Origin of the sequence: Acidovorax sp. 69 (assembly GCF_002797445.1) — a bacterium.
GTDB lineage: Bacteria > Pseudomonadota > Gammaproteobacteria > Burkholderiales > Burkholderiaceae_C > Acidovorax.
The window spans coordinates 3,879,903-3,901,601 of record NZ_PGEP01000001.1 but is presented as its reverse complement, the minus strand read 5'-3'; the positions used below and the strand labels follow the sequence as shown (position 1 = coordinate 3,901,601).

16 protein-coding genes are annotated in these 21,699 nt (G+C 64.4%); 5 read left to right on the top strand and 11 right to left on the bottom strand.

Annotation, left to right across the window (positions count from 1 at the left end):
* Positions 1-52 precede the first annotated feature (52 nt).
* From CLU85_RS17855 to CLU85_RS17825, 7 genes are all read right to left on the bottom strand, one after another.
* Positions 53-2,359 (bottom strand): NADP-dependent malic enzyme, encoded by a 2,307-nt coding sequence (locus CLU85_RS17855; RefSeq protein WP_100411440.1) that lies wholly within the window; start codon positions 2,357-2,359, stop codon positions 53-55.
* Positions 2,360-2,521: 162 nt separating this feature from the next.
* Positions 2,522-4,009, bottom strand: a complete 1,488-nt coding sequence (locus CLU85_RS17850; RefSeq protein WP_100411439.1) for a nucleobase:cation symporter-2 family protein — start codon at positions 4,007-4,009, stop codon at positions 2,522-2,524.
* A gap of 786 nt (positions 4,010-4,795) precedes the next feature.
* Entirely contained in the window at positions 4,796-6,592 is a 1,797-nt protein-coding gene (ggt, locus tag CLU85_RS17845) for a gamma-glutamyltransferase (RefSeq protein WP_100411438.1), read from the bottom strand.
* A 158-nt stretch (positions 6,593-6,750) separates the two neighbouring features.
* Positions 6,751-7,992, bottom strand: a complete 1,242-nt coding sequence (locus CLU85_RS17840) for an ArgE/DapE family deacylase (protein ID WP_100411437.1) — start codon at positions 7,990-7,992, stop codon at positions 6,751-6,753.
* Positions 7,989-9,776: a 2-oxo-4-hydroxy-4-carboxy-5-ureidoimidazoline decarboxylase gene (uraD, locus tag CLU85_RS17835; RefSeq protein ID WP_100411436.1), complete on the bottom strand. Its 1,788-nt coding sequence runs from the start codon at positions 9,774-9,776 to the stop codon at positions 7,989-7,991. The genes CLU85_RS17840 and uraD overlap by 4 nt, the downstream gene beginning before the upstream one ends.
* 64 nt (positions 9,777-9,840) lie before the next feature.
* Positions 9,841-10,815, bottom strand: a complete 975-nt coding sequence (gene puuE, locus CLU85_RS17830; protein ID WP_100411435.1) for an allantoinase PuuE — start codon at positions 10,813-10,815, stop codon at positions 9,841-9,843.
* A 25-nt stretch (positions 10,816-10,840) separates the two neighbouring features.
* Positions 10,841-11,518 (bottom strand): GntR family transcriptional regulator, encoded by a 678-nt coding sequence (locus tag CLU85_RS17825; RefSeq protein ID WP_100411434.1) that lies wholly within the window; start codon positions 11,516-11,518, stop codon positions 10,841-10,843.
* Between the two features lie 108 nt (positions 11,519-11,626).
* Between CLU85_RS17825 and uraH the strand changes: the two genes are divergently transcribed.
* Positions 11,627-11,977 (top strand): hydroxyisourate hydrolase, encoded by a 351-nt coding sequence (uraH, locus tag CLU85_RS17820; protein ID WP_100411433.1) that lies wholly within the window; start codon positions 11,627-11,629, stop codon positions 11,975-11,977.
* A gap of 159 nt (positions 11,978-12,136) precedes the next feature.
* Here the strand turns inward: uraH and CLU85_RS17815 are convergent, their stop codons facing one another.
* Positions 12,137-12,679: a hypothetical protein gene (locus CLU85_RS17815; RefSeq protein ID WP_369858252.1), complete on the bottom strand. Its 543-nt coding sequence runs from the start codon at positions 12,677-12,679 to the stop codon at positions 12,137-12,139.
* 72 nt (positions 12,680-12,751) lie between these two features.
* On the opposite strand from CLU85_RS17815, the gene xdhC reads away from it, so the two are divergent.
* Both xdhC and CLU85_RS17800 read left to right on the top strand, forming a co-directional pair.
* A complete protein-coding gene (xdhC, locus tag CLU85_RS17810) occupies positions 12,752-13,573 on the top strand; it encodes a xanthine dehydrogenase accessory protein XdhC (protein WP_100412628.1) in 822 nt (273 codons plus the stop codon).
* A gap of 455 nt (positions 13,574-14,028) precedes the next feature.
* On the top strand, positions 14,029-15,273 hold the full coding sequence (locus tag CLU85_RS17800) for a urate hydroxylase PuuD (RefSeq protein ID WP_100411432.1): 1,245 nt from the start codon (positions 14,029-14,031) through the stop codon (positions 15,271-15,273).
* 138 nt (positions 15,274-15,411) lie between these two features.
* Here CLU85_RS17800 and CLU85_RS17795 read toward each other — a convergent pair whose 3' ends face one another.
* Together CLU85_RS17795 and CLU85_RS17790 are read right to left on the bottom strand one after the other, a co-directional pair.
* The gene (locus CLU85_RS17795; protein WP_100411431.1) at positions 15,412-15,804 is read right to left on the bottom strand and encodes a hypothetical protein; all 393 of its coding nucleotides are present in this window, start codon (positions 15,802-15,804) and stop codon (positions 15,412-15,414) included.
* Between the two features lie 375 nt (positions 15,805-16,179).
* Positions 16,180-18,057 carry a phosphodiesterase gene (locus CLU85_RS17790; protein WP_232727861.1) on the bottom strand — a complete coding sequence of 626 codons (1,878 nt, stop codon included), beginning with the start codon at positions 18,055-18,057 and terminating at the stop codon, positions 16,180-16,182.
* Positions 18,058-18,156: 99 nt separating this feature from the next.
* Between CLU85_RS17790 and CLU85_RS17785 the strand changes: the two genes are divergently transcribed.
* Complete coding sequence (locus CLU85_RS17785) at positions 18,157-19,515, top strand: glycerate kinase (RefSeq protein WP_369858251.1); 1,359 nt, start codon at positions 18,157-18,159, stop codon at positions 19,513-19,515.
* 73 nt (positions 19,516-19,588) lie between these two features.
* On the opposite strand, the gene CLU85_RS17780 is transcribed toward CLU85_RS17785, so the two are convergent.
* Positions 19,589-20,629, bottom strand: a complete 1,041-nt coding sequence (locus CLU85_RS17780) for a porin (protein WP_100411429.1) — start codon at positions 20,627-20,629, stop codon at positions 19,589-19,591.
* A gap of 324 nt (positions 20,630-20,953) precedes the next feature.
* On the opposite strand from CLU85_RS17780, the gene CLU85_RS17775 reads away from it, so the two are divergent.
* Positions 20,954-21,577, top strand: a complete 624-nt coding sequence (locus CLU85_RS17775) for a Crp/Fnr family transcriptional regulator (protein WP_100411428.1) — start codon at positions 20,954-20,956, stop codon at positions 21,575-21,577.
* Positions 21,578-21,699 lie beyond the last annotated feature (122 nt).

Here is a 21,699-nt window from a genome sequence, read left to right as displayed (position 1 = left end):
GCCCCGTTGAAACGGTGGGTGGACTGGCCTGCGCACGGCCGGCCCAGCGCACTCAGCGTGGCCGGGCGGCTGCGCTGGCCACGGCCAGGGCCGTCATGTTGAGCACCCGGCGCACGGTGGCGGCCGGGGTCAGGATGTAGGCCGTGGCGGCGGCGCCCATGAGGATGGGCCCCACCGTGACACCCCCGCTGGTGGTGGTCTTGAGCACGTTGTACAGGATGTTGGCCGCGTCCAGGTTCGGGCAGATCAGCAGGTTGGCCGAGTCGGTCAGTGTCGAGTCCGCCATGTAGGCGTTGCGGATGTTCGGCTCCAGCGCGGCGTCGCCGTGCAGTTCGCCATCGCACTCGATCTCGGGGTGGGCGGCTACGAACAGGTCGCGGGCCAGGCGCATCTTCTTGGCCGATGCGCGTTTGGATGAGCCGTAACTGGAGTGCGACAGGAAGGCCACCTTGGGGGGCAGGCCAAACCGCTGGACTTCCTGCACCGACATCCAGGCGATGTCCGCCAGCTGCTGCGCCGTGGGGTCTTCGTTGACGTAGGTGTCGGCGATGAACAGCGTGCCTCGGCTGGTCATCAGCGCGTTCAGGGCGGCGTAGTCGTTCACGCCTTCCTGGCGGCCGATGATGCTGTGGATGCGCTCCAGATGCGTCTCGTACGTGCCCACCAGGCCGCAGATCATGGCGTCGGCATCGCCCAGCTTGACCATCAGCGAGGCAATGATGGTGTTGGAGCGCCGTACGGCGGCCTTGGCCACCTCGGCCGTCGCGCCGTCGCGCTTGAGCAATTGGTGGTAGTGCTCCCAGTATTGGCGAAAGCGGGGGTCGTCCTCAGGGTTGCAGACCTCCACATCCTTGCCGAGCTGCATGCGCAGCCCGGCCTTCTCGATGCGGGCCGCAATCACGGCGGGGCGGCCGATGAGGATGGGCACGGCAATCTTGTCGTCGATCGCCATCTGTGCGGCGCGCAGCGCACGTTCGTCTTCGCCATCGGCATAGGCCACGCGCTTTTGGGCATCGGGCAGGGCCTTGGCCGCGTTGATCACGGGGCGCATCAGCATGCCGGTCTGGTAGACAAAGCGCGACAGCGTTTCCTTGTAGGCCTCCATGTCTTCGATGGGGCGCGTGGCCACGCCCGATTCAGCCGCAGCCTTGGCCACGGCGGGCGCGATCTTGAGGATCAGGCGCGAATCAAACGGCGTGGGGATCAGGTAGTCGGGGCCGAAGGTCAGCTCTTTGCCCGCATAGGCGCTGGCCACTTCTTCGCTGATGTCGGCCTTGGCCAGGTCGGCAATCTGGCGCACGCAGGCCAGCTTCATGGCTTCGGTGATCTTGGTGGCACCGCAGTCGAGTGCGCCCCGGAAGATGTAGGGGAAACACAGGACGTTGTTGACCTGGTTCGGGTAGTCCGAGCGGCCTGTGGCGATGATGCAGTCGGGGCGAACGGCCTTGGCCAGTTCGGGGCGGATCTCGGGCTCGGGGTTGGCCAGCGCCAGGATGATGGGCTTGGTGCCCATGGTCTTGACCATCTCGGCGGTGAGCACGCCAGGGGCCGAGCAGCCCAGGAACACGTCGGCGCCGTTGACGGCATCGGCCAGTGTGCGGGCCTCGGTCTTCTGGGCGTAGCGCGCTTTCGATTCGTCATAGCCGCCGGGGCGGCCTTCATAGATCACGCCCTTGGAGTCGCACATGAAGATGTTCCCCAGCTTCACGCCCAGGCCCACCATCACGTTCACGCAGGCAATGGCAGCGGCACCCGCGCCCGAGACCGCGATCTTGACCTGGTCGATCTGCTTGCCCACCAGCTCCAGGCCGTTGAGCAATGCGGCGCTGCTGATGATGGCCGTGCCATGCTGGTCGTCATGGAACACCGGGATGTTCATGCGCTTGGACAGCTCTTGCTCGATGTAGAAACACTCGGGCGCCTTGATGTCTTCCAGGTTGATGCCGCCCAGCGTGGGCTCCAGCGCCGCAATGATCTCGATGAGTTTGTCGGGGTCGCGCTCGGCCAGCTCGATGTCGAACACATCGACGCCCGCAAACTTCTTGAACAGGCAGCCCTTGCCCTCCATCACGGGTTTGCTGGCCAGCGGGCCGATGTCGCCCAGGCCGAGCACGGCCGTGCCGTTGGTGATCACGGCCACGAGGTTGCCGCGCGAGGTGTAGTCAAACGCTTTGGACGGGTCTGCCGCGATGTCCAGGCAAGGGTAGGCCACGCCCGGCGAGTACGCCAGCGACAGGTCGCGCTGGTTGGACAAGGGTTTGGTAGGGGTGACGGCAATCTTGCCGCGGGTGGGGTTGCGGTGGTATTCGCGGGCAGCGTCGCGCAGGGCCTGCTCGGCGGCGGAAATGTTCTGTGTCATACAAAAATCCTGGAAGTCCTCGGCGGAATGCAAAACAAGCGTACCCGATGGCGTGGGGCGCTGGCATGCAGGTTTATGCGTATGCAGCATGAAACCAAAACCCCCTGGCAGCCGGGGCTGTCAGGGGGTGTGCAGTTTTCAGGCAGCGGGCAGGCGTCAGGCCTAGTGGGCGTCGGCCTGGCGTGCGGCGTTCACAGCGGCGGAGGTGTCGCGGCTGGCGCCATTGAAGAAAACGTTCAGGGCCACAGCCGCGATCGAGGCCAGCAGGATACCGGATTCAATGAGGGGATGGATGGCATGTGGCATCCATTGGCGGAAGTTGGGCGCAATCAGCGGGACCATGCCCACGCCGATCGATACCGCCACGATCATGGCGTTGAAACGGTTGTTCTTGAAGTCCACCCCGCCCAGGATGCGGATGCCCGTGGCCGCGACCATGCCGAACATCACCAGGCCCGCGCCGCCCAGCACCATCGTGGGCAGCGATTCGACCAGCGCGGCCATTTTGGGCAGCACCCCCAGCACGATCAGGATCACGCCGCCCGCCACGCAGACGAATCGGCTCTTGACGCCCGTGACGGCGACCAGCCCCACGTTCTGCGAGAAGCTGGTGTACGGAAAGGTGTTGAAGATGCCGCCCAACAGCGTGCCCAGGCCGTCGGTGCGCAGGCCGCGTGTGAGAGCGGCCTGGTCCACCTTGCGGTCGGTCATTTCGCCCAGGGCCAGGAACATGCCGGTGGATTCGATCATCACCACGATCATCACCAGGGTCATGGTCAATATCAGGACAGGGTCGAACACGGGGCCTGCAATCTCGAACGGCAGCACCAGGTCAAACCACTGCGCCTTGGTCACTTTGTCGAAGTTCATCATGCCCATGGCCACCGCCACCACCGCACCGATCACGATACCCAGCAGCACCGAGATGTTGGCGATGAAGCCCTTGGCAAACTTGGCGATCAGCAATATGGACAACAGCACCAGACCCGAGATGCCCACGCCGGTCAGGTCCGCATATTTGGGGTTGGGCACCGTGGGCACCACCGCGAAGCCCTTGGGGACGGGCGGCAACGATGAGCCTGGTGCGCCGGCGACGGACTGCATCTCGCTCAGCCATTTGATGTGTTCTGGGTTCACCACATTGGGTGCCGTGGGGCCTACCGGGTTCCCAAAAATCCAGTTGATGCCCACGCGCATCAGGCTGATGCCGATGACCGCAATGATGGTGCCGGTGACCACGGGTGGAAAGAACCGCAGCATGCGGCTGACCAGCGGTGCAATCAGGATCGAGATCACCCCCGCGCCGATCACCGAGCCAAAAATCAGCCCGGCCCCGGCCGTACCCCCCGTGCTTTGCGCCATCGAGATCATGGGCGCCACCGAGGCGAACGTCACGCCCATCATCACGGGCAGCTGGATGCCAAACCAGCGCGAGGCACCCAGTGCCTGGATCAGCGTGACCAGTCCACAGACGAAGAGGTCTGCCGAGATCAGTTTGGCCACCTGGTCGGGCGTCAGGTTGAGCGCGCGGCCCACGATGAGCGGCACGGCCACGGCGCCGGCGTACATCACCAGCACATGCTGCAGGCCCAGCGCCGTGAGTCGCCCCAGGGGCAGGTGTTCGTCCACGGGGTGTACGGGCGGGTTCATGGGTGTCCTTCGGGTGTTTCGGTGTGAATACGGCATGGACACGGGCGCCAGATGGTGCACAGATGTCCATACAAAAATCGTATACAAAATGATCGAACACGCTTATCCCGGTAAACCCTTAGAACAGGCGGCCAAAAACCGGCCACACCTTTGAAGTGAGGGCCGCCTGACAGTGTGGGGCCGCCGCCTGTAGCTGCCTGGAGCCGGTGGAGGCTGTGTCCAGTCCTGATTCTTGGAGGGTGCCGTGGCGCGTTTTCTGGTCAGTGGCGCCAGGGATTCACGCAGGCGGCCGATACCAGGGGGCAGGGGGCAGTGTGCCTTCCATGTGGCCCACGCGCGCCAGCATGTGCTTGTGGGTACAGCGATGCTCCCCGCGTGGTGCGTGCTGTGAGGCCGCACTGGATGTCACTGAGGCTGCGGTGGTCCATGGCCTCCGCTGGCAGAAAGGCGCGCGCTGCGCAACACCGCAGTCTTCTTGCCCACCCCACTCCACCCCGCCTCGCCCAGCGGGGAAAGCGATGGCCTCACTCTGGTGCCGGGTGCGGTCTATGGAGCGGACGCAGGGTGGACACCTGAGCGGGGGCATGGCGCACTGCGACGCTGGCGGCCCACTTTTTCTGCGAACGATCGCGGGCAAATCCATGCGTATGGCGGGGCGGGGTGGGGCGTGCCCTGTGGCGCGGCCCATGAAAAATCCCGCAGGCCTTGGGGGCGAGCGGGATTTTTCGTGATTTTGGCTGCTAGCGCTTGTCCATCAAGCGCTCATTGCTATCAAATTTGACGTATTCAATAGCCCAGGGTTTTGCCGTCGGGATTGCGTGGGTCCGAATACCCGTACATCGCACCGCCACGCAGCTGGATCGTCTGCGTGCGGCCCATCGAGGGCTTCACGGCGATGTTGTGGCCGCGTTGCTTGAGCAGTGCGATGGTGTCGGGCGACAGGCCCTTTTCCACACGCAACTCATCGGGCGTCCATTGGTGGTGCACACGCGGTGCCGCAGCGGCTTCAGCGGGGTTCATGCCAAAGTCAATCGTGTTCACCACCGTCTGCAGCACCGTGGTGATGATGCGCGCGCCGCCGGGGCTGCCGGTCACCAGGGTGGGCTTGCCGTCCTTGAGCACCAGGGTGGGCGTCATGGACGACAGGGGGCGCTTCTTGGCTGCGACTGCGTTGGCGTCGCCGCCGACCAGGCCGTAGGCATTGGCCACGCCGGGCTTGGCCGAGAAGTCGTCCATCTCGTTGTTCAGCAAAATGCCCGTGCCCTTGGCGACGATGCCGCTGCCGAAGTTGGTGTTCAGTGTGTAGGTCACCGCCACGGCGTTGCCGGCCTTGTCCACCACGGAGTAGTGGGTGGTCTGGTCGCTTTCATACGGCTGGGGCTGTCCGGGCTTGATGCTCTTGCCCGAGCGTGCGGTGTTGGCGTCGATGCCCTTGGCCAGCGATTCGGCGTAGAGCTTGGAGGTCAGGCCCTTGAGCGGGATCTTCACAAAATCCGGGTCACCCAGGTACTCTGCGCGGTCGGCGTACGCCAACTTCATGCTTTCGGCCATGTAGTGGATGGTCTGCGCGCTGTTGGGGCCCCACTGGGCCAGGGGCAGGGGCTCCAGCATGTTCAGGATCTGCACCAGGTGTGGGCCGCCGGAGGAGGGTGGCGGCATGGTCACGATCTCATAGCCACGGTAGGTGCCGCGCGTGGGTACGCGCTCGGCCACCTTGTACTCGCGCAGGTCCTGCAGGGTGAGGGCGCCAGCATGTGGCGCCATCTCGGCCGCGATCTTCTGGGCAATTTCGCCCTCGTAAAATGCCTTGGCGCCCTGCTGGCTGATCAGGCGCATGGACTGGGCCAGGTCCTTTTGCACCAGCGCGTCGCCCACCTTCAGGGGCTCGCCGTTCTTCCAGAAGATGGCCTGGGTGGCGGGCCACTTGCCCATGTTCTTCTTTTCCTGCTGCAGGATCTTGGCCAGCGTTTCGCTGACCGGGAAGCCCTTGTCCGCCAGCTCGATGGCCGGGGCGATCACGCGCGACAGGGGCAGGGTGCCCCAGCTCTTGAGCGCATGCTCCATACCGGCCACGGTGCCGGGCACGCCCACGGCGTAGTGGGTGAACAGCGACTTGCCATCCACCACGTTGCCCTTGGCATCGAGGTACATGTCGCGCGTGGCCTTGATCGGTGCCACTTCGCGGAAATCGAGGGCCACGCTTTTGCCGGTCTTGGCGTCGTGCACCATCATGAATCCGCCGCCGCCCAGGTTGCCCGCATTGGGCAGGGCCACAGCCAGTGCAAAGCCGATACCTACGGCCGCGTCTACTGCGTTGCCACCCGCCTTGAGGATGTCCAGGCCCACTTGCGAGGCGAGTTCCTGCTCGGTGGCGACCATGCCGTTGCGCGCCACCACGGGGTGGAACACATCCATGTCGAAGTCATAGGCGGCACTGGCGGCCTGGGCCGCTGCCGTCTGTTGTGCAGCGGGTGCAGAGGCCGGCGGACTGGCCTTGGCGGTTGGCGGTGTGCTGCCGCAGGCGGTCAGGCTGGCCAGTGCCAGCGCGACGCTGCCAGCCAGCAGGGTGTGGCGGATGTTCATTGGTAGGTGCTCCGGTGTTATTGATCTGTTCCAAATGAAATGCGGGCGCATTCCCGGAGGAATGTGCCCGCAGCAAGTGTAGAACTGGCGCGCTGTGCGCGCCGCTACTGGGTTATGCAGATTGCATACGCAGGCCATGCAGCCCGCGTATCGGCGGCTTACGCCAGCAAGTCTTTGAGCGTGCGCGCGATCACCTTGGTGGCGCGGCGCAGGTCTTCCAGGTCCAGGCGCTCATCGGCGCGCTTGGCGTGCGACTCCAGCACGGTGCGCGGGCCAGCGCCGTAGATCACGCCGGGAATGCCGCGCTCTACATACAGGCGCACATCGGTGTACAGCGGAGTGCCCACGGCGGGCAAGGGCTCGCCCATCACCGCCTGTGCATGCTTCTGGATGGCATCCACCAGAGGCTGGTTGCCCGCCAGCGGCGTCATGGCGTTGGCCAGCAGCAGGCGTTTGATATCGACGCTGATGCCCGCGCGCTCTGCTGCCGCCTGATTGATGATGCGGCGAATGGTGGTTTCCACTTCCACCGGGTTCTCCTCGGGGATCATCCGGCGGTCGAGCTTGAACGTGACCTTGCCGGGCACCACGTTGGTGTTGGTGCCACCTTCGATGCGACCGACGTTGAGGTAGGGGTGCTTGATGCCCGCCACATTGGACGTGACTTTCAGGTACTCCTGGTTCTGTGCGTACAGCGCGTTCAGGATGTGCACCGCGCCCTGCAGCGCGTCTACGCCGGTGTGTGGCACGGCGGCGTGGGCCATCTTGCCGTGCACCGTCACTTCCATCTGCAGGCAGCCGTTGTGGGCCGTCACCACTTCGTAGCTGAAGCCCGCGGCGATCATCAGGTCGGGTTGGGTCAGGCCCTTTTGCAGCAGCCAGCCGGGGCCGAGTTCGCCGCCAAACTCTTCGTCATAGGTGAAGTGCAGTTCCACTGCACCACGGGCGGGTCGGGCCACGGCTTCCAGCGCGCGCAGTGCAAAGGTGAAGCTGGCGAAGTCGCCCTTGCTCACGGCGGTGGCGCGGCCGTACATCTTGCCGTCGACGATCTCGGCGCCGTAGGGGTCGTGTGTCCAGCCTTCGCCGGGGGGCACCACGTCGCCGTGGGCGTTGAGGGCAATGGTCTTGCCACCATCGCCATACGGTCTGCGCACGATGAGGTTGGTGATGGACTCCATGCCATAGGCCAACACGTCAGCGGTCGGCACGGCATGTTTTTCGGCCTCGTAGCCGAAGTCCTTGAGCAGCTCGGCCGTGCGTTCGGCGTGGGGTGCGTTGTTGCCGGGCGGTGTGTCGGTGGGCACGCGCACCAGGGCCTGCAAAAAGCGGACTTCCTCGTCAAAGTGCTGGTCGATCCAGGCATCCAGTGCGCTGTAGTCGGTCGGTGCGGTGGTGGTCATGCGGGCGTTTCCTCGGAGAGCTGTTGCAGGACATGCGAGAAGGCATCCACCGCCAACTGCATGTCGTGATTGGTGGTGGATTCGAGTGGGTTGTGGCTGATGCCGGAGTTCTCTCCGCGCACAAACAGCATGGCCTGCGGCATGATTTCGTGCAGCTTCATGGCGTCATGGCCTGCGCCACTGGGCATGCGGAACACGGGCACGCCCAGGGCGTCCACGGCCCGCTCCCAGCGGTGCTGCCAGGCGGCTGCGCTGGGGGCGGCGGCGGCGCGCATGGATTCTTCCAGCGTGTAGCGCATGCCGCGCCGTGCGGCGATCTGGCCCAACTGGTCGAGCACGTCCTTCACCAGCGCGTCGCGTTGCGGGTCGGTGGGGGCGCGCAGGTCCAGGCTGAACTGGCAGCGGCCCGGCACCACGTTGATGGAGCCGCCGGGCACACTGAGCAGGCCGATGGTGCCCACCGAGTCGCCGTCCTTGGCGGCGCGCTGCTCGATGTACAGCGCCAGCTCGGCCACGGCCACGGCGGCATCGCGGCGGCGGTCCATGGGGGTGGTGCCTGCGTGGCTGGCCATGCCGATCATTTCGCCCACGTAGCGCACGCCGCCGTTGATGGATGTGACCACGCCCAGTGGCAGGTCCAGCTCGTTGAGCACGGGGCCTTGTTCGATGTGGACTTCGATGAAGCCCAGGTATTGCGCCGGGTCACGCTGCAGCTTGGCAATGTCGTCAATGCACAGGCCTGCATGCTGCATGGCCTCGCGCATGGTGACGCCGCCGGCATCCTTCTGGTCCAGCCAGGCGGGGTTGAAATGCCCGATGAGTGCGCCCGAGCCCAGGAAGGTGGCCTTGTAGCGCTGGCCTTCTTCTTCCGCAAAGCCGATCACCTCGATACCGAAGGGCAGGCGCTTGCCCGCGCGGTACAACTCGCGCACGCAGGCCATGGGCACGAAGATGCCCAGGCGGCCGTCGTACTTGCCGCCGTTGCGCACGGTGTCGTAGTGCGAGCCGGTCATCAGGTACTTGCCTGGCGTCGTTGCACCAGCAGCCGGGTGGTAGCGGCCCACCACATTGCCCACGGCGTCGACCTCGACCTCGTCAAAGCCACAGTCGCGCATCCAGTGGCTGATGCGCTGGGCGCAGGCACGGTGGGCGTCGGTGAGGTAAGTCACCGTGAGCTGGCCCTTTTCGGCAAAGCCGGGGTCAGAGTGCTCTGCCAGTTTCTCGTGCCAGTCCCACACATCGTTGCCCAGCAGGGGCTCGGCCGCAAACTTGTCGGTGAGGCGAATTTCGGCGATGCGGTGGATGTTGCGCAGCGCCTCGGCCACCTCGAACGCGGGGTGGTTGTCCAGCCGCCGCGCAAAGGTGTCGATGATTTGCTGCTTGTTCAACCCCGTGCCGCGTGGCCCGCGCACGGCCAGGATGAACGGGAAACCAAAACGCGCGTTGTAGTCGGCGTTGAGCTGCTGGATGCGTGCGAATTCTTCGGGCGTGCACTGCGTCAGGCCCGCCTTCGATTGCTCGTTGGTGGATTCGGCAGTGAGGCTCTGGGCCACCATGGCCTTGCCTGCCAGCTCGGGGTGGGCACGGATCAGGCCGAGCTGCGCCTCGGCTGGGGCCGTGCGCACCACCTGGGCCATTGCATGCTTGAGGTGAGCCAGCGCGCGAAATGGGCGCTGCGCGAGCGCCTGCTCGGCGATCCATGGCGAATGCTCGTACACGCCGTCGAGCATTTGCAGGGCGTCGGCGGTGCCCGCGGTGTTGATTTGTTCCAGCGTCAGGGGCATGGTGTGTGCTTCAAAAAAGTGAGCTGCTAGCGCATATTTTGTATGCGCTAGAGGTCGATTTGATTCAAAAAATGGGGGCCGGGTGGTGTTGCGCCCAGTGGCGGGCAATGTCGATCCGCCGGGCCACCCACACCTTGTCGTGCTGCGCGATGTGGTCCAGAAAGCGCTGCAGCGCCGTGATCCGGCCAGGGCGGCCCAGCAGGCGGCAGTGCATGCCAATGCTCATCATCTTGGGCGCGTTGTCGCCGGCGGGGTCGCCTTCGGCATACAGCGCATCAAACGTGTCTTTCAGGTACTGGAAGAACGGGTCTGCGTGCGAGAAGCCCTGGGGCAGCGCAAAACGCATGTCGTTGCAGTCGAGTGTGTAGGGCACGATAAGCTGCGGGGCCACGCTGCCGTCACTGCGCTGGACCTTCATCCAAAAGGGCAGGTCGTCGCCGTAGTAGTCGCTGTCGTACTCAAAACCGCCAAAGTCGGCCACCAGGCGGTGGGTGTTGGGGCTGTCACGGCCGGTGTACCAGCCCAGGCCGTGCACCTGGCCTTCCGCGCTTGCGCGCGGGCCCGTCAGGCGCTCGATGATGGCCATGGCCTCGGCCATGTGGGCGCGCTCCACCTCTTCGGGGATGTGCTGATAGTGGATCCACTTGAGGCCGTGGCAGGCAATTTCATGGCCCAGCTCCACGAAAGCGGCGGTGAGTTCGGGGTGGCGCTGCAGGGCGGTGGACACGCCGAACACGGTGAGCGGCAGGCCCCGCGTTTCAAACTCGCGCAGGATGCGCCACACGCCCGCCCGCGAGCCGTATTCGTAGATGCCTTCCATGCTCATGTGCCGCTCGGGGTAACTGGCGGGGTTGAACATTTCGGAGAGGAACTGTTCGCTGCCCGCATCGCCATGCAGCACGGCGTTCTCGCCGCCTTCTTCGTAGTTCAGCACGAACTGCACGGCAATGCGGGCGCCGCCGGGCCAGTGCGCGTGGGGCGGGTTCTTGCCGTAGCCGATCAGGTCGCGGGGGTAGGCTTGGGTGGAGTCGTAGATCATGGGCGGTGAAAACAAACGTCAGGGGTCAGGCTGTCATGGGGGCCAGGGCTGCGGCCAGGTCGCTGGCCGGGCGCTTGCGGTCAAAGGTCAGGCTGGCTTCCACATGTTCGAGGTGGCTCTGCATGAGGTGCACGGAGCGGTCTTCATCGCGCGCGGCCAGGGCGGTCACGATGTCGGCATGTTCTTCGTGCGAATGCTCGGCTGCGCTGGCCGACTGGTACATCAGCGTGATGAGGGCGCAGCGTGAGATCAAGTCGCCCAGCATCTGCGCCAGTACCTCGTTGCCCATGAGTTCGGCCATGCGCACATGAAAGTCGCCCAGCAGCTCGGTGCGGCTGCTGGCATCGGCCGTGCCCATGGCGGCTTTCTCGCTGGCGACGTGGGCGCGCAGGGCCTTGATCTTGGCGGGTGTCACGCTGCGCACAAAAGCGCGGGTCATCTCGGTCTCCAGCATGCGGCGCACGGCAAACACCTGGCGCGCTTCTTCGACCGAGGGGGTGGAGACAAACGCGCCGCGCGCGGGCTCCAGCGTGACCAGACGGTTCTGTGCTAACTGAAACAGCGCCTGGCGCACCAGGGTGCGCGACACGCCAAAGTGGTCGGCCAGCTTTTGCTCGGCGAGCTTGGTGCCGGGCTGCAGGCGATGTTCTACGATGGCGCGGGTCAGCGCTTCAACAATGGCGCTGGTGGATGAGGATTCCATGGCTGCATGATACGGTGGATGGCGAAAAGTGTATACACTTTTGGTCTACACACTGCGATCCGGCAATCGTCGCCGATGGACCGTGGTTCCCACTTCAGGAGATTCCCTATGGGCCTCAGTACCCACGTTCTGGACACCATGCATGGCTGCCCCGCCGCCGGCATGGAGGTCGCCCTGTACTCGACCCATGGCGATGCTGCCACGCTCATCAAGCGTCTGGTGTTGAACCACGATGGCCGCACCGATGCGCCCCTGTTCGACAACACCAGCCTGCGCACCGGCACGTACCGGTTGCGTTTTGACGTGGCGGGGTACTTCAAGGCCAAGGGCGTGGAGCTGCCTGAACCCAATTTCCTCAACCAGGTGAGCCTGGATTTTGGCGTTGCCCATACCGACCAGCACTACCACGTGCCTTTGTTGGTCAGCCCCTGGAGCTATTCGACGTACCGAGGTTCGTGATGAGAAACCCCCTGCGCCGCTTCGCATCTCCCCCCGCAGGGCGACGCCGCCAGCGCGGCGGGGCGGCCCTTGCGCGGCAGCCCTGGCCTGTGCCGCGCCAGTGTCAGGTGTGAGTCGGGCGCTGCGCACCAGTCACGGGGGCGAGGCACAGACGGTGTTTCAGAGTTGGCCTTCGGTCAATGTATCGAGCTGAAAATGCCCGCTCTTGTCCCACAGCCAGGTCTCGGTGTAAGTGACCTTGCCCATGCGGGTTGGCACCGGGAACGGTGCTGCAGCGCGCACGGTGCGCTCGATCTCGGTGACCACTTCGGGCGCATGGCGGGGGGCACGCATCCAGTGCAGGCGGGTGACCTTGCCCGTGCGGTCGATGTCCAGCTGCAGCACGCCGATGGCATACAACTGCGGGGGGAGCTTGCCTTTGAAGACGCGCTCGCGGTTCAAGCCATACAGGTGCGTGGCCGCATCTTGCCGATAGGCTTGGGGCGTGGCCGCTGCCGAGGGGCGCGCTGAGCCAGCTGTTGCAGGGACGGGGCCTTTGACGCCGCTCGTGTCCGCACTGGTGGATGGGATGCTGTCGGGGGCGGGTGCTGGTTCAGGGGGGGCTTTGCAGGCCGACAGCAGTGCTGCGCCAGCGGCCATGATGCCTGCGAGCAACCAGTGGCTGCGCTTTCCGGTGGGGCGGGTGGACGGCGTATCGGGCATGGTGTGAAGGGTTACAGGGGCTGCTGGCACGATAACCCGGCAGCGATGGTGGGGCGTTACAAAGGGATAACGGTGACGAATTTGCGTAGGTTGCTGGATGGCTTGATTGCCGGGCCAGCCTGTCTGGTAACCGTGGAGTCTACCCAAGGGTCCGTGCCGCGTGAACCCGGGGCCTGGATGGCGGTGTTTGCCGACGGCCTGGTCGGCACGATCGGTGGCGGGCACCTGGAGCTGCAGGCCATTGCCGAGGCGCGCCGCCGTCTGGTGGGGGGGCACGATGCCGGCCCCACGCCCCTGCGGTTTGCACTGGGTCCGGCACTGGGGCAATGCTGTGGCGGGGTGGTGCACTTGGGCTTTGAGACGCTGGCTGCGGGCAACGCCGCCGGGCTGGCCAGCCGCCTCGCGCCCCGGCTGCATCCTGTGGCGCTGTTTGGTGGCGGGCATGTGGGCCATGCGCTGGCGCGGGTGCTGGCCCCTTTGCCGTTTGCATTGACCTGGATCGACAGCCGGGACGGTGTGTTCCCGCCCGACCCGCCCGAGGGGGTGGTGTGCGAACACTCCGAGCCCGTGCAACTGGCCGTGCCCCGCCTGGCCCCGGGCAGCCGTGTGCTGATCATGAGCTTCAGCCACGCCGAAGATCTGGATGTGGTGGCGGCCTGCCTGCGCCGCCAGCGCGAGCAGGGGGATCTGCCTTTCATCGGGCTCATTGGCAGCCAGACCAAATGGGCGACGTTTGCCAACCGCCTGCATGGGCGCGGTTTTGCACCCGAAGAAATGGCGGAGGTCACCTGTCCCATTGGCATCCCCGGCATCGCGGGCAAAGAGCCCGAGGTGATTGCCGTGGCCGTGGCGGCGCAGCTTTTGCAGACCCTGAACGGAGGAGACCGAGGGTAACTCCGGCCCCGCGGCCCCAGGGTGGGGCTGGAATCGGGAACAATTCCTGCATACACTTTGATCCATCGGTCGCAGCGGTGCCCAGCAGGATTCCTGCCCAGGTGCGCGACCTCTTCTTCTGCTCAGAGCGCCCGCAGTGGTGAGCAGGTTGTAAGAACGTGTTTGTGGTCTCTCAGGGGCCGCGCAGCGGTCTTTGCGGGATGGAATGCTAGGCGCGGTGCGCAGTGGATAGCTCGGCTATCCGCAAGCGCCGCAACGCCGTAGACCGCCCGCAAAGACCACTGCCCGAAGGGTTGGAGCGAAATTGGGCGATTGGACGCCCCGGCTGCTTGCATGGGCATTAGCCCATGCGGCGCATCCGGAGCATCCACTCATCCCGATTGCGCTCCAACGCGGTCCCCTGCGAGATCACAAACACGTTCAATGTGGCGCCCCTGCGCCACCAAGGTTGAGATATGGAAAGCTACTTTCTCGACTGGGCCAACCTGCTCTTGCGCTGGGTCCATGTCATCACTGCGATTGCCTGGATTGGCTCGTCGTTCTACTTCGTCTTTCTGGACAGCAGCCTCACGCCGCCCGAGGACGACGACCTGAAAAAACAGGGTGTCAGCGGCGAGCTGTGGGCCGTGCACGGCGGCGGGTTCTACCACCCGGTCAAGTTCGCGGTGTCGCCCCCCAAACTGCCCGGCCATCTGCACTGGTTCTTCTGGGAAAGTTACAGCACCTGGATCAGCGGCTTTGCGCTGTTCACGGTGTCTTACCTGTACAGCGCCAGCACCTACCTCATAGACAAGTCGCGCATGGACTGGGCGCCCGCCACGGCCATCGCGGTGGCCCTGGCATTTTTTGTGGTGTTCTGGCTGTTGTACGACGCGATCTGCCGCATCTTTGGCCAGAAGAAGAACGGCGACGCCATTGTGGGCGCGCTGGTGCTGGTGCTGGTGTGCGTGGCCTCGTGGCTGGCCTGCCACTGGTTTGCGGGCCGCGCCGCATTTTTGCTGGTGGGCGCGATGATCGCCACATCCATGAGCGCCAATGTGTTCTTCTGGATCATCCCCGGCCAGCGCACGGTCATCAGCCAGATCAAGGCCGGCCAGCCCGTGGACCCGATCCATGGCAAGCGCGGCAAGCAGCGCAGCGTGCACAACACGTATTTCACGCTGCCCGTGCTGTTTGCCATGCTCAGCAACCACTACAGCTTTACCTGGAGCCACCCGCAAAACTGGCTGGTGCTCATCCTGATGATGTTCGCGGGTGCCGCTATCCGCCAATTTTTCGTGATGCGCCACGGCTACAAGCTGGGTCGCAATGGCAACCCGCTGCCCTACGCCTTGGTCGGTGTGGCCGTGATCTTGGGGGCCATCGTGTGGATGCGCCCGGCGCCGGTGGCCACGCCGGCGGCGGTTGCTCCTGTTTCAGGAGCTGCTGGAGCAATCGCATCCAGCGCTAGCGGCCAAAATGACTATAAATCCGTGCAGGCGGTGCTGGAGCAGCGCTGCTACATGTGCCACGGCGAGCAGGTGCAGATGAAGAACCTGCGGCTGGATTCGCCCGACAACGTCAAGCAACACGCCCAGGCCATCTACCAGCAGGCCGTGGTGCAAAAGTTGATGCCCATGAACAACGCCACGGGCATCACCGACGCAGAGCGTGCGCTTATTGGCCGTTGGTTTGAGGCGGGTGCGTCTACGGTGCCTTGAGAGGGTTGAGGGCGGCGGCAGGAATCGGCCAGGAGCACTCTACGACTAGTAGTGGAGGCGGACTCTCAACGTTCGAATTGAGGGGTCTACGCGGCTTTTACTCAGGTCCACTGGTATGAAGGGTTGGGCGTCGCATCTTCAATCCCCGCTGAGCTCAGGAACCGGTGGCCAACTAGGACGATTGGTCTTCACCCAATTCCGCAGCTTCCTTCTCGCCGAGTCTCCGGCCGTTTCAATCTTTAGGACGTCGCAGATAGCCTGCCATGTACCCAAGCCTTTCTTCGTCTTCAATTCAGAGACACTTGCCGCCCATTGCTGAGGACTAGGTGAGGCAGCCTTTTTCGTTCCCTTTTTCAAAGCCATAGATTCAGCAAGTAGTTGCTCCAACTCGGAGTCGACTTTGTTTGGCTGGATCTGCGCCTGGAGCACGCGGCGCAATGCGGCATTGAAGGAAAGATTCTCGAAAGGCTTTGGCTTGGCTAACTTCTCAACCAATGCGGCCAAGTCTTCATCAACGGTGAACTGTGGCATTTGAGTCTCCTATATGTATGTAGGCACTAGTGTCACACTGAAATACACTAGTGTCAATAGTAAATCACTAGTGTCGCATACGCTGAGAACTACCCCAAGACGCCCAACGTTATGTAGACCGGACCAATTCGCAGGGTATGTCTTGCACTCTGGGCACAAATTTGCTTCGCAAAAATACTGCAAGCGGCTTGCTCGCCCAGGCCATAGCTCCCTACATCACCATTGACGGCTTTGTGGCGGTGCTCCGACGGACCGCTGTGGGCGCCAAGCGGACCTGTTTGCCCTAAACCGTTTGACGTCAATAACCTAATGCCGTTGAGCCAAACCCTGTCTTTGCGTCGGTGTTACGTCCTTGGGACGCGATCCAGCCAGACCTTACGCCGCCAATACATCCTGCAGCGCGCGCGTCGCAGCCAGTGCGCCCAGACTCGACTCGGTAAACCCACCATACAGCACGACCCCTGTGGCGGCCTGCTTGGCCTCGTGTTTGGCCACGGCGGCCAGGTTGGCCACCTCTTCGGCATGCCGAAAGCGCCCGGGCGTGATGCGCACGGCGCCGATGGCCAGTGTGGTGCACGGGAAAAACCGTTGCACGCCGTGCCGGTCTTCGGCCTGGATGCCACCGGCCTGCCGCGCGGGCTCGTCGAACAGGGTGATGGCCTCGCGTGCAAAGTCATGAACGATGTTCTTGCAGCGCTGAAGCCAGTTGCTGCTTTGAAAGATCAGCATGAAATCGTCCCCGCCCACGTGGCCCACGAAGTCGCGCCGCGCGTCGCAGTGCGCCGTGGCCAGGCGCGCGACCAGGCGGATCATCTGGTCGCCGCGCCAGTAGCCATAGTGGTCGTTGAAGGGCTTGAAATTGTTCAGATCGGCATAGCAGGCCACGAATTCGGTACCGCTCTCCAGCAGCCGTTGCATGTGCAGGCTGATGGGGATGTTGCCCGGCAGAAAGGTCAGCGGGTTGGCGTGGCGGGCAGCTTCGATGCGTGTCTCGGTCACCGCGCGCACCAGCTGGTCGCCGGTGCCCAGGCCCAGGTAGCGGCCGTTGTCGGTCACGATGTAGCCGTCGCTCAGGTAGCGCTGGTCCTGTGAGGTGAGGATGCCCACAAGTTGGTCCACATCACAATCGAGTTCCACCACCCGCGGTGCGTTGTTGGCAAACGCGATGCAGGGCTTGCGCCCGTGTACTTCCCGAAAGTACAGGGTGGCGTAGTGGTTCATGAACTGCTGGCGGTTGATGAGGGCCACGGGCCGGGTGCCATCCACCACGGCCAGGGCGTGCAGGCCTTGATGCTTGTGGAACATCGCTGCCACGGCATCGTTGCTGGTGCCCGGGGCTGCTGTGGGCGCCTGCACCACCAGCAGGCTGCGCAAAATGCCCGGGCGCGCCGTTTGTCCCAGGTGGGGCAATACGGCCACGCGGCGGTCTTGCATCACCTCCAGCGCGGGGCCATCTACCGCTTCGCGCGGCGCGGGGGCGGGGCGGCCCAGCAACCAGCCTTGGCCAAAAGGGATGTCCAGGTCGCGCAGGGCGCGCAGGTCGTCGCTGGTCTCGATGCCTTCGGCGATGAGCTGGGTGCCAAACACATCTGCAATGCCTTTGATGGCCTGCAGCATCTGCAGGTTTTCGGGATGGTCGCTGATGTCGTGGACGAAGTATTTGTCGATCTTGACGAAGTCGGGCTTGACCTCGGACCACAGCCGCAGGCTGGAGCGACCATCGCCAAAATCATCGAGCGCCACGCGCGCACCGCAGGCGTGCACGGCCTTGATGGCCTGGCGCAATTGGGGCATGTCGGTCACGCGCTCGTGCTCGGTGATCTCCAGCACCAGCATGCGGGCGCTCACACCAAAACTGCGCACCGTCTCGCCGAGCTGATCGGGGCCCACCAGCGCCACGCCATGCACCAGCGCGTCGGCGCTGATGTTCACAAACAGGCGACCAGGGGCCTCGTGCCGACCCCATTGGCTCAAGGCCTTGAAAACGCACAACAGCTCGAAGTCCTGCAGGATGCCTTCTTGTTGGGCCAGGTCGAGCAGCACATCGGGGGTGTGCAAAGGGGTGTCTTTGGGTCCCCGGATCAGGGCTTCATGGGCATAGATGCAGCCCTCGCGCAGATCTGCCAGGGGCTGGAACACGCAGTGCAGCCCCCCCTCGCGCATGAGCCGTGCCAGCGGGCCTGTGCCGTTGCGTGCGGTGGGCGACAGCAGCGCCATCATGGCCTCCAGCCGACTCCATTGGGTGTTCTGCATCGCGTCTGTGGGTCCCTGAGCAAGTTGCCAAAGATAGCGGCAGGTTGTGACAGGTTGGTTACAGATCTGTGGGCAACACGCCACTGCACAATGTGCGCCATGCACGAAAACCTGCCTGCCCACGCCGCAGCATCGGCCATTCCCCCCTTGCCGAATTTCCGGTCCCACCCCCGTGATTTTTTACGGGCCCTTTTTGATGCCGCGGTGCGCAGCGCCCAGCCCCTGCACGGCATGCGCGCACAGTTGCCAGAGCCCCCCAAGGGCCGCACCCTTGTGTTGGGCGCTGGCAAGGCTGGCGGTGCCATGGCGCAGGCGCTGGAGGCGCTTTGGCCGCAGGACGCACCTTTGTCGGGCCTGGTGGTCACCCGTTATGGGCATGTTCCACCGCGGCCAACGGGTCTGCCGCAGCGCATTGAGGTGGTGGAGGCTGCCCACCCCGTGCCCGACGCGGCCGGGCTGGCGGCGGCGCAACGCATCCTCGACCTGACCCAGGGGCTGACGGAAGACGACCTGGTTCTGTGCCTGATCTCCGGCGGGGGCTCGTCTTTGCTGACCTTGCCTTGCGACGGCGTGACGCTGCAAGACAAGCAGCGCATCAACCGCGCCCTGCTCGACAGCGGCGCCCACATTGGCGAGATGAACTGCGTGCGCAAGCACCTCTCGCGCATCAAGGGCGGGCGCCTGGCGGCGGCCTGCGCGCCGGCGCAGGTGGTCACGCTCACCATCAGCGACGTGCCGGGGGACGACCCTTCGGTGATTGCCAGCGGCCCCACCGTGCCCGACGCCACCACCTGCGCCGATGCGCTGGGCATCCTGGCGCGCTATGGCATCGAGGTGCCCCCGGCCATCCGCACCGCGCTGCAGGCGGGCAGCCTGGAAACTCCCAAACCCGGCGACGCGCGTTTTGCCGGGCACGCCGTGCATTTGATTGCTACGCCGCAGCAGGCGCTGGAGGCAGCGGCAGCGCTGGCCCGTTCGGCGGGGTTGCCTGCTTATGTGCTGTCGGACGAGATCGAGGGCGAGTCGCGCGAAGTGGGCAAGGTGCATGCAGCACTGGCCCGTGCGGTGGCGCGGCGCGGCCAGCCTTTTGTGGCGCCGTGTGTGATCCTGTCGGGGGGCGAGACCACCGTCACGGTGCGCCCGCGTGCGCCGGATGTGCCCCGGGGGCGCGGCGGGCGGGCGGGTGAGTTCTGCCTGGGCCTGGCCCAGGCGCTGCAGGGCGAGGGCGCCGTGTGGGCGCTGGCCGCCGACACCGATGGCATCGACGGCAGCGAAGACAACGCGGGGGCGTTTGTGGGCCCCGACACGCTGGCGCGCGCGGGCGTTGCGGGCCTGCGCATCGACGACCACCTGGCGCGCAACGATGCTTGGGGCTTTTTTGCGGGGCTCGATGACCTGCTGGTCACTGGCCCCACACACACCAATGTGAATGATTTCCGTGCGCTACTGATTTTGTAGCTGCTCAGGCATTCTGCACTAGCGCTTGGGGCTCATTTGGCTTGAAAAAGGCCCCAGAGGGCCTGTGCAGGACTCAGAACCGGTGGCGGATGCCCACGCCAAAGCTGTTGCCCTTGGTCTGGTTGGTGATGCGATCGTTCATGGCCATCACGTATACATCGGTGCGCTTTGACAGGAAGTAGTCATACCCCACGGTGAAGGTCTTGCGTGAGATGTCGGTGGCCGTCATCTTGGTCTGTGCCCACGATGCCAGCACCTTGCCGGTGGCGCCTGCGGGTACCGACACACCCAGCTGCGTGGTCTTGGCCTTGTTGGTTGTGTTGTCGGCTTTGGCCTGGCCGTAGCTGGCAAAGGCCTTCACGATGGCGAAATCATAGGCGCCACCCAGCATCCAGTCGGTCTTGGTGGTGCCCAGGTAGGTGCTGGGCACGGCGGGGTTGCTCATCTGGTCACGTTCGTAGAAGCCGGTGACGGTGATGGGGCCGTTGAAGTACAGCGCGTTCACGCCGATGTTCTTCTTGCCGCTGTCGCCCGCAATTTCTCCAAACTGGTAGTGCAGGTTGGCGGTCAGCCCGCCAAAATTGGGCGTGCTGTAGATGATTTCGTTGGACCAGCCGGTGTCGGACGGCGTGGTTGAACCCCAGCCCGTGCCGTTGAACAGCGGCACGTTCATGTGCAGGATCAGCGGCGCAAAGGTGAACGAGTCGCCCAGCGGGTTCGACAGGATGGACGGCAGGAAGTTGGGGGCCAGGCCGCGCCCCACGGTCACGGTGCCCCAGCTGTCGCTCAGGCCCACGTTGGCATCGCGCGAGAAGAACGTGTCGTTGACGAACCGGCCCTGGATACCACTGTCCACCTTGATGAAAGACGTGAGTGCAAAGTTGGCCTTGAGCCCGTCGCCCAGGTCTTCCGTGCCCTTGACGCCGAACCACGACGTGGTCATGCCACCGCTGTTGACCACCTTGCTGCTACCAGCGTCGCCAGCGTTTTTCAGGGAGCCGACAAACACATCGGTCAGGCCCATCAGTTGGACAGAACTCTGGGCCTGGGCCCCGGTGGCGCACAGCAGTGCGCCGCCCAGTGAGAAAGACAGTGCGATCAGGTTTTTTTTCATGGAATTTCCTGGGAGAGAAAGTGCCGGACCTCCGGCGTTGGCGGGTTGTGGCTGGCCCCTTGTTGCACCGTGGTGCAGGGCCACGGCCAGCCCGCTGTACTTTGCAATTTCCGTGCCTTTGCTGAAACAGGTTCTTACAGCTCCGGTTTCAATGGCGGGAGGGCCCGACGGCTGGGGTGGTTTGCATGGAGCGTGTTGCTTCGCCGTTATTGATGCAGCCTTCGTGTGCTTTTTCTCAAAGGCTTGTGTGGCGGGGCTTCTCACGTGGTTTTGCTTTGATCTTGCTCAATGCGATGGCGGCGGCAGCACGGCAAAGTGGCTTCCATGCTGCCCTCTACACTTTTCTCTTTGCCCGCTGAAACCGAGGTGATCGCCCCTGGCGAAGTGCTGCGCAGGCGCAACGAGGTGCTGACCTCCGTGCTGCACCTGGAAAGCGGTCGCGTGCTGCGCGGCGTGCTGGACGACGGCTTCCTGCGTCACCAGCTCGGTGCCGTAGAGGGGCCGTTTTGGCTGGATGCCGCGTCGGCCCTGATGGGTATGCCCTTCCCGGTGGACATGGTGGCCGACACAAGGCTGCAAGTGCGGCGCCTGCCCATCGAGGAGTTCCGCCGCAGCCTTGCCGCCATGGCGCCCGGTGCAAGGGGCTTGCTGCTCGACATGGCACAGGGTTACCGGCAACAGTCCGAGTTGGCCGTGAGCCGCCTGGCGCAAGATGCCGAATCCCGTTGCGCGCAGTGGTTGCTCAAACACGCCGAATCCGACAACAGCGGTGCCATGCAGGTCACGCTGCACCAGCGCAAGCGCCTGATTGCCGCCCAACTGGGCATTGCGCCCGAGACCTTCTCGCGCGTGCTGCGCCATTTGCGGGAGTTGGGCCTGATCCACGGCACCGGCAATGTGTTGAACCTGCCCCAACCCCGGGCATTGCAATCAATGGCGGGCTGCTGAGGCCGGCCCTTTCTGCGCCCTTGGCAGGGCTGTGGACTCAGGGTTTTTCCTTGCGTTTTACCAAGGGTTCCACCCAAGCCCCGACGATCGGGGGCTGCGTATATTTGTTGGGACATGTCTCT

Coding starts and splice junctions, on each gene's coding strand:
- CLU85_RS17855 (WP_100411440.1), bottom strand. CDS start 2,359: ATGACACAGAACATTTCCGCCGCCGAGCAGGCCCTGCGCGACGCTGCC.
- CLU85_RS17850 (WP_100411439.1), bottom strand. CDS start 4,009: ATGAACCCGCCCGTACACCCCGTGGACGAACACCTGCCCCTGGGGCGA.
- ggt (WP_100411438.1), bottom strand. CDS start 6,592: ATGAACATCCGCCACACCCTGCTGGCTGGCAGCGTCGCGCTGGCACTG.
- CLU85_RS17840 (WP_100411437.1), bottom strand. CDS start 7,992: ATGACCACCACCGCACCGACCGACTACAGCGCACTGGATGCCTGGATC.
- uraD (WP_100411436.1), bottom strand. CDS start 9,776: ATGCCCCTGACGCTGGAACAAATCAACACCGCGGGCACCGCCGACGCC.
- puuE (WP_100411435.1), bottom strand. CDS start 10,815: ATGATCTACGACTCCACCCAAGCCTACCCCCGCGACCTGATCGGCTAC.
- CLU85_RS17825 (WP_100411434.1), bottom strand. CDS start 11,518: ATGGAATCCTCATCCACCAGCGCCATTGTTGAAGCGCTGACCCGCGCC.
- uraH (WP_100411433.1), top strand. CDS start 11,627: ATGGGCCTCAGTACCCACGTTCTGGACACCATGCATGGCTGCCCCGCC.
- CLU85_RS17815 (WP_369858252.1), bottom strand. CDS start 12,679: ATGCCCGATACGCCGTCCACCCGCCCCACCGGAAAGCGCAGCCACTGG.
- CLU85_RS17800 (WP_100411432.1), top strand. CDS start 14,029: ATGGAAAGCTACTTTCTCGACTGGGCCAACCTGCTCTTGCGCTGGGTC.
- CLU85_RS17795 (WP_100411431.1), bottom strand. CDS start 15,804: ATGCCACAGTTCACCGTTGATGAAGACTTGGCCGCATTGGTTGAGAAG.
- CLU85_RS17790 (WP_232727861.1), bottom strand. CDS start 18,057: ATGCAGAACACCCAATGGAGTCGGCTGGAGGCCATGATGGCGCTGCTG.
- CLU85_RS17785 (WP_369858251.1), top strand. CDS start 18,157: ATGCACGAAAACCTGCCTGCCCACGCCGCAGCATCGGCCATTCCCCCC.
- CLU85_RS17780 (WP_100411429.1), bottom strand. CDS start 20,629: ATGAAAAAAAACCTGATCGCACTGTCTTTCTCACTGGGCGGCGCACTG.
- CLU85_RS17775 (WP_100411428.1), top strand. CDS start 20,954: ATGCTGCCCTCTACACTTTTCTCTTTGCCCGCTGAAACCGAGGTGATC.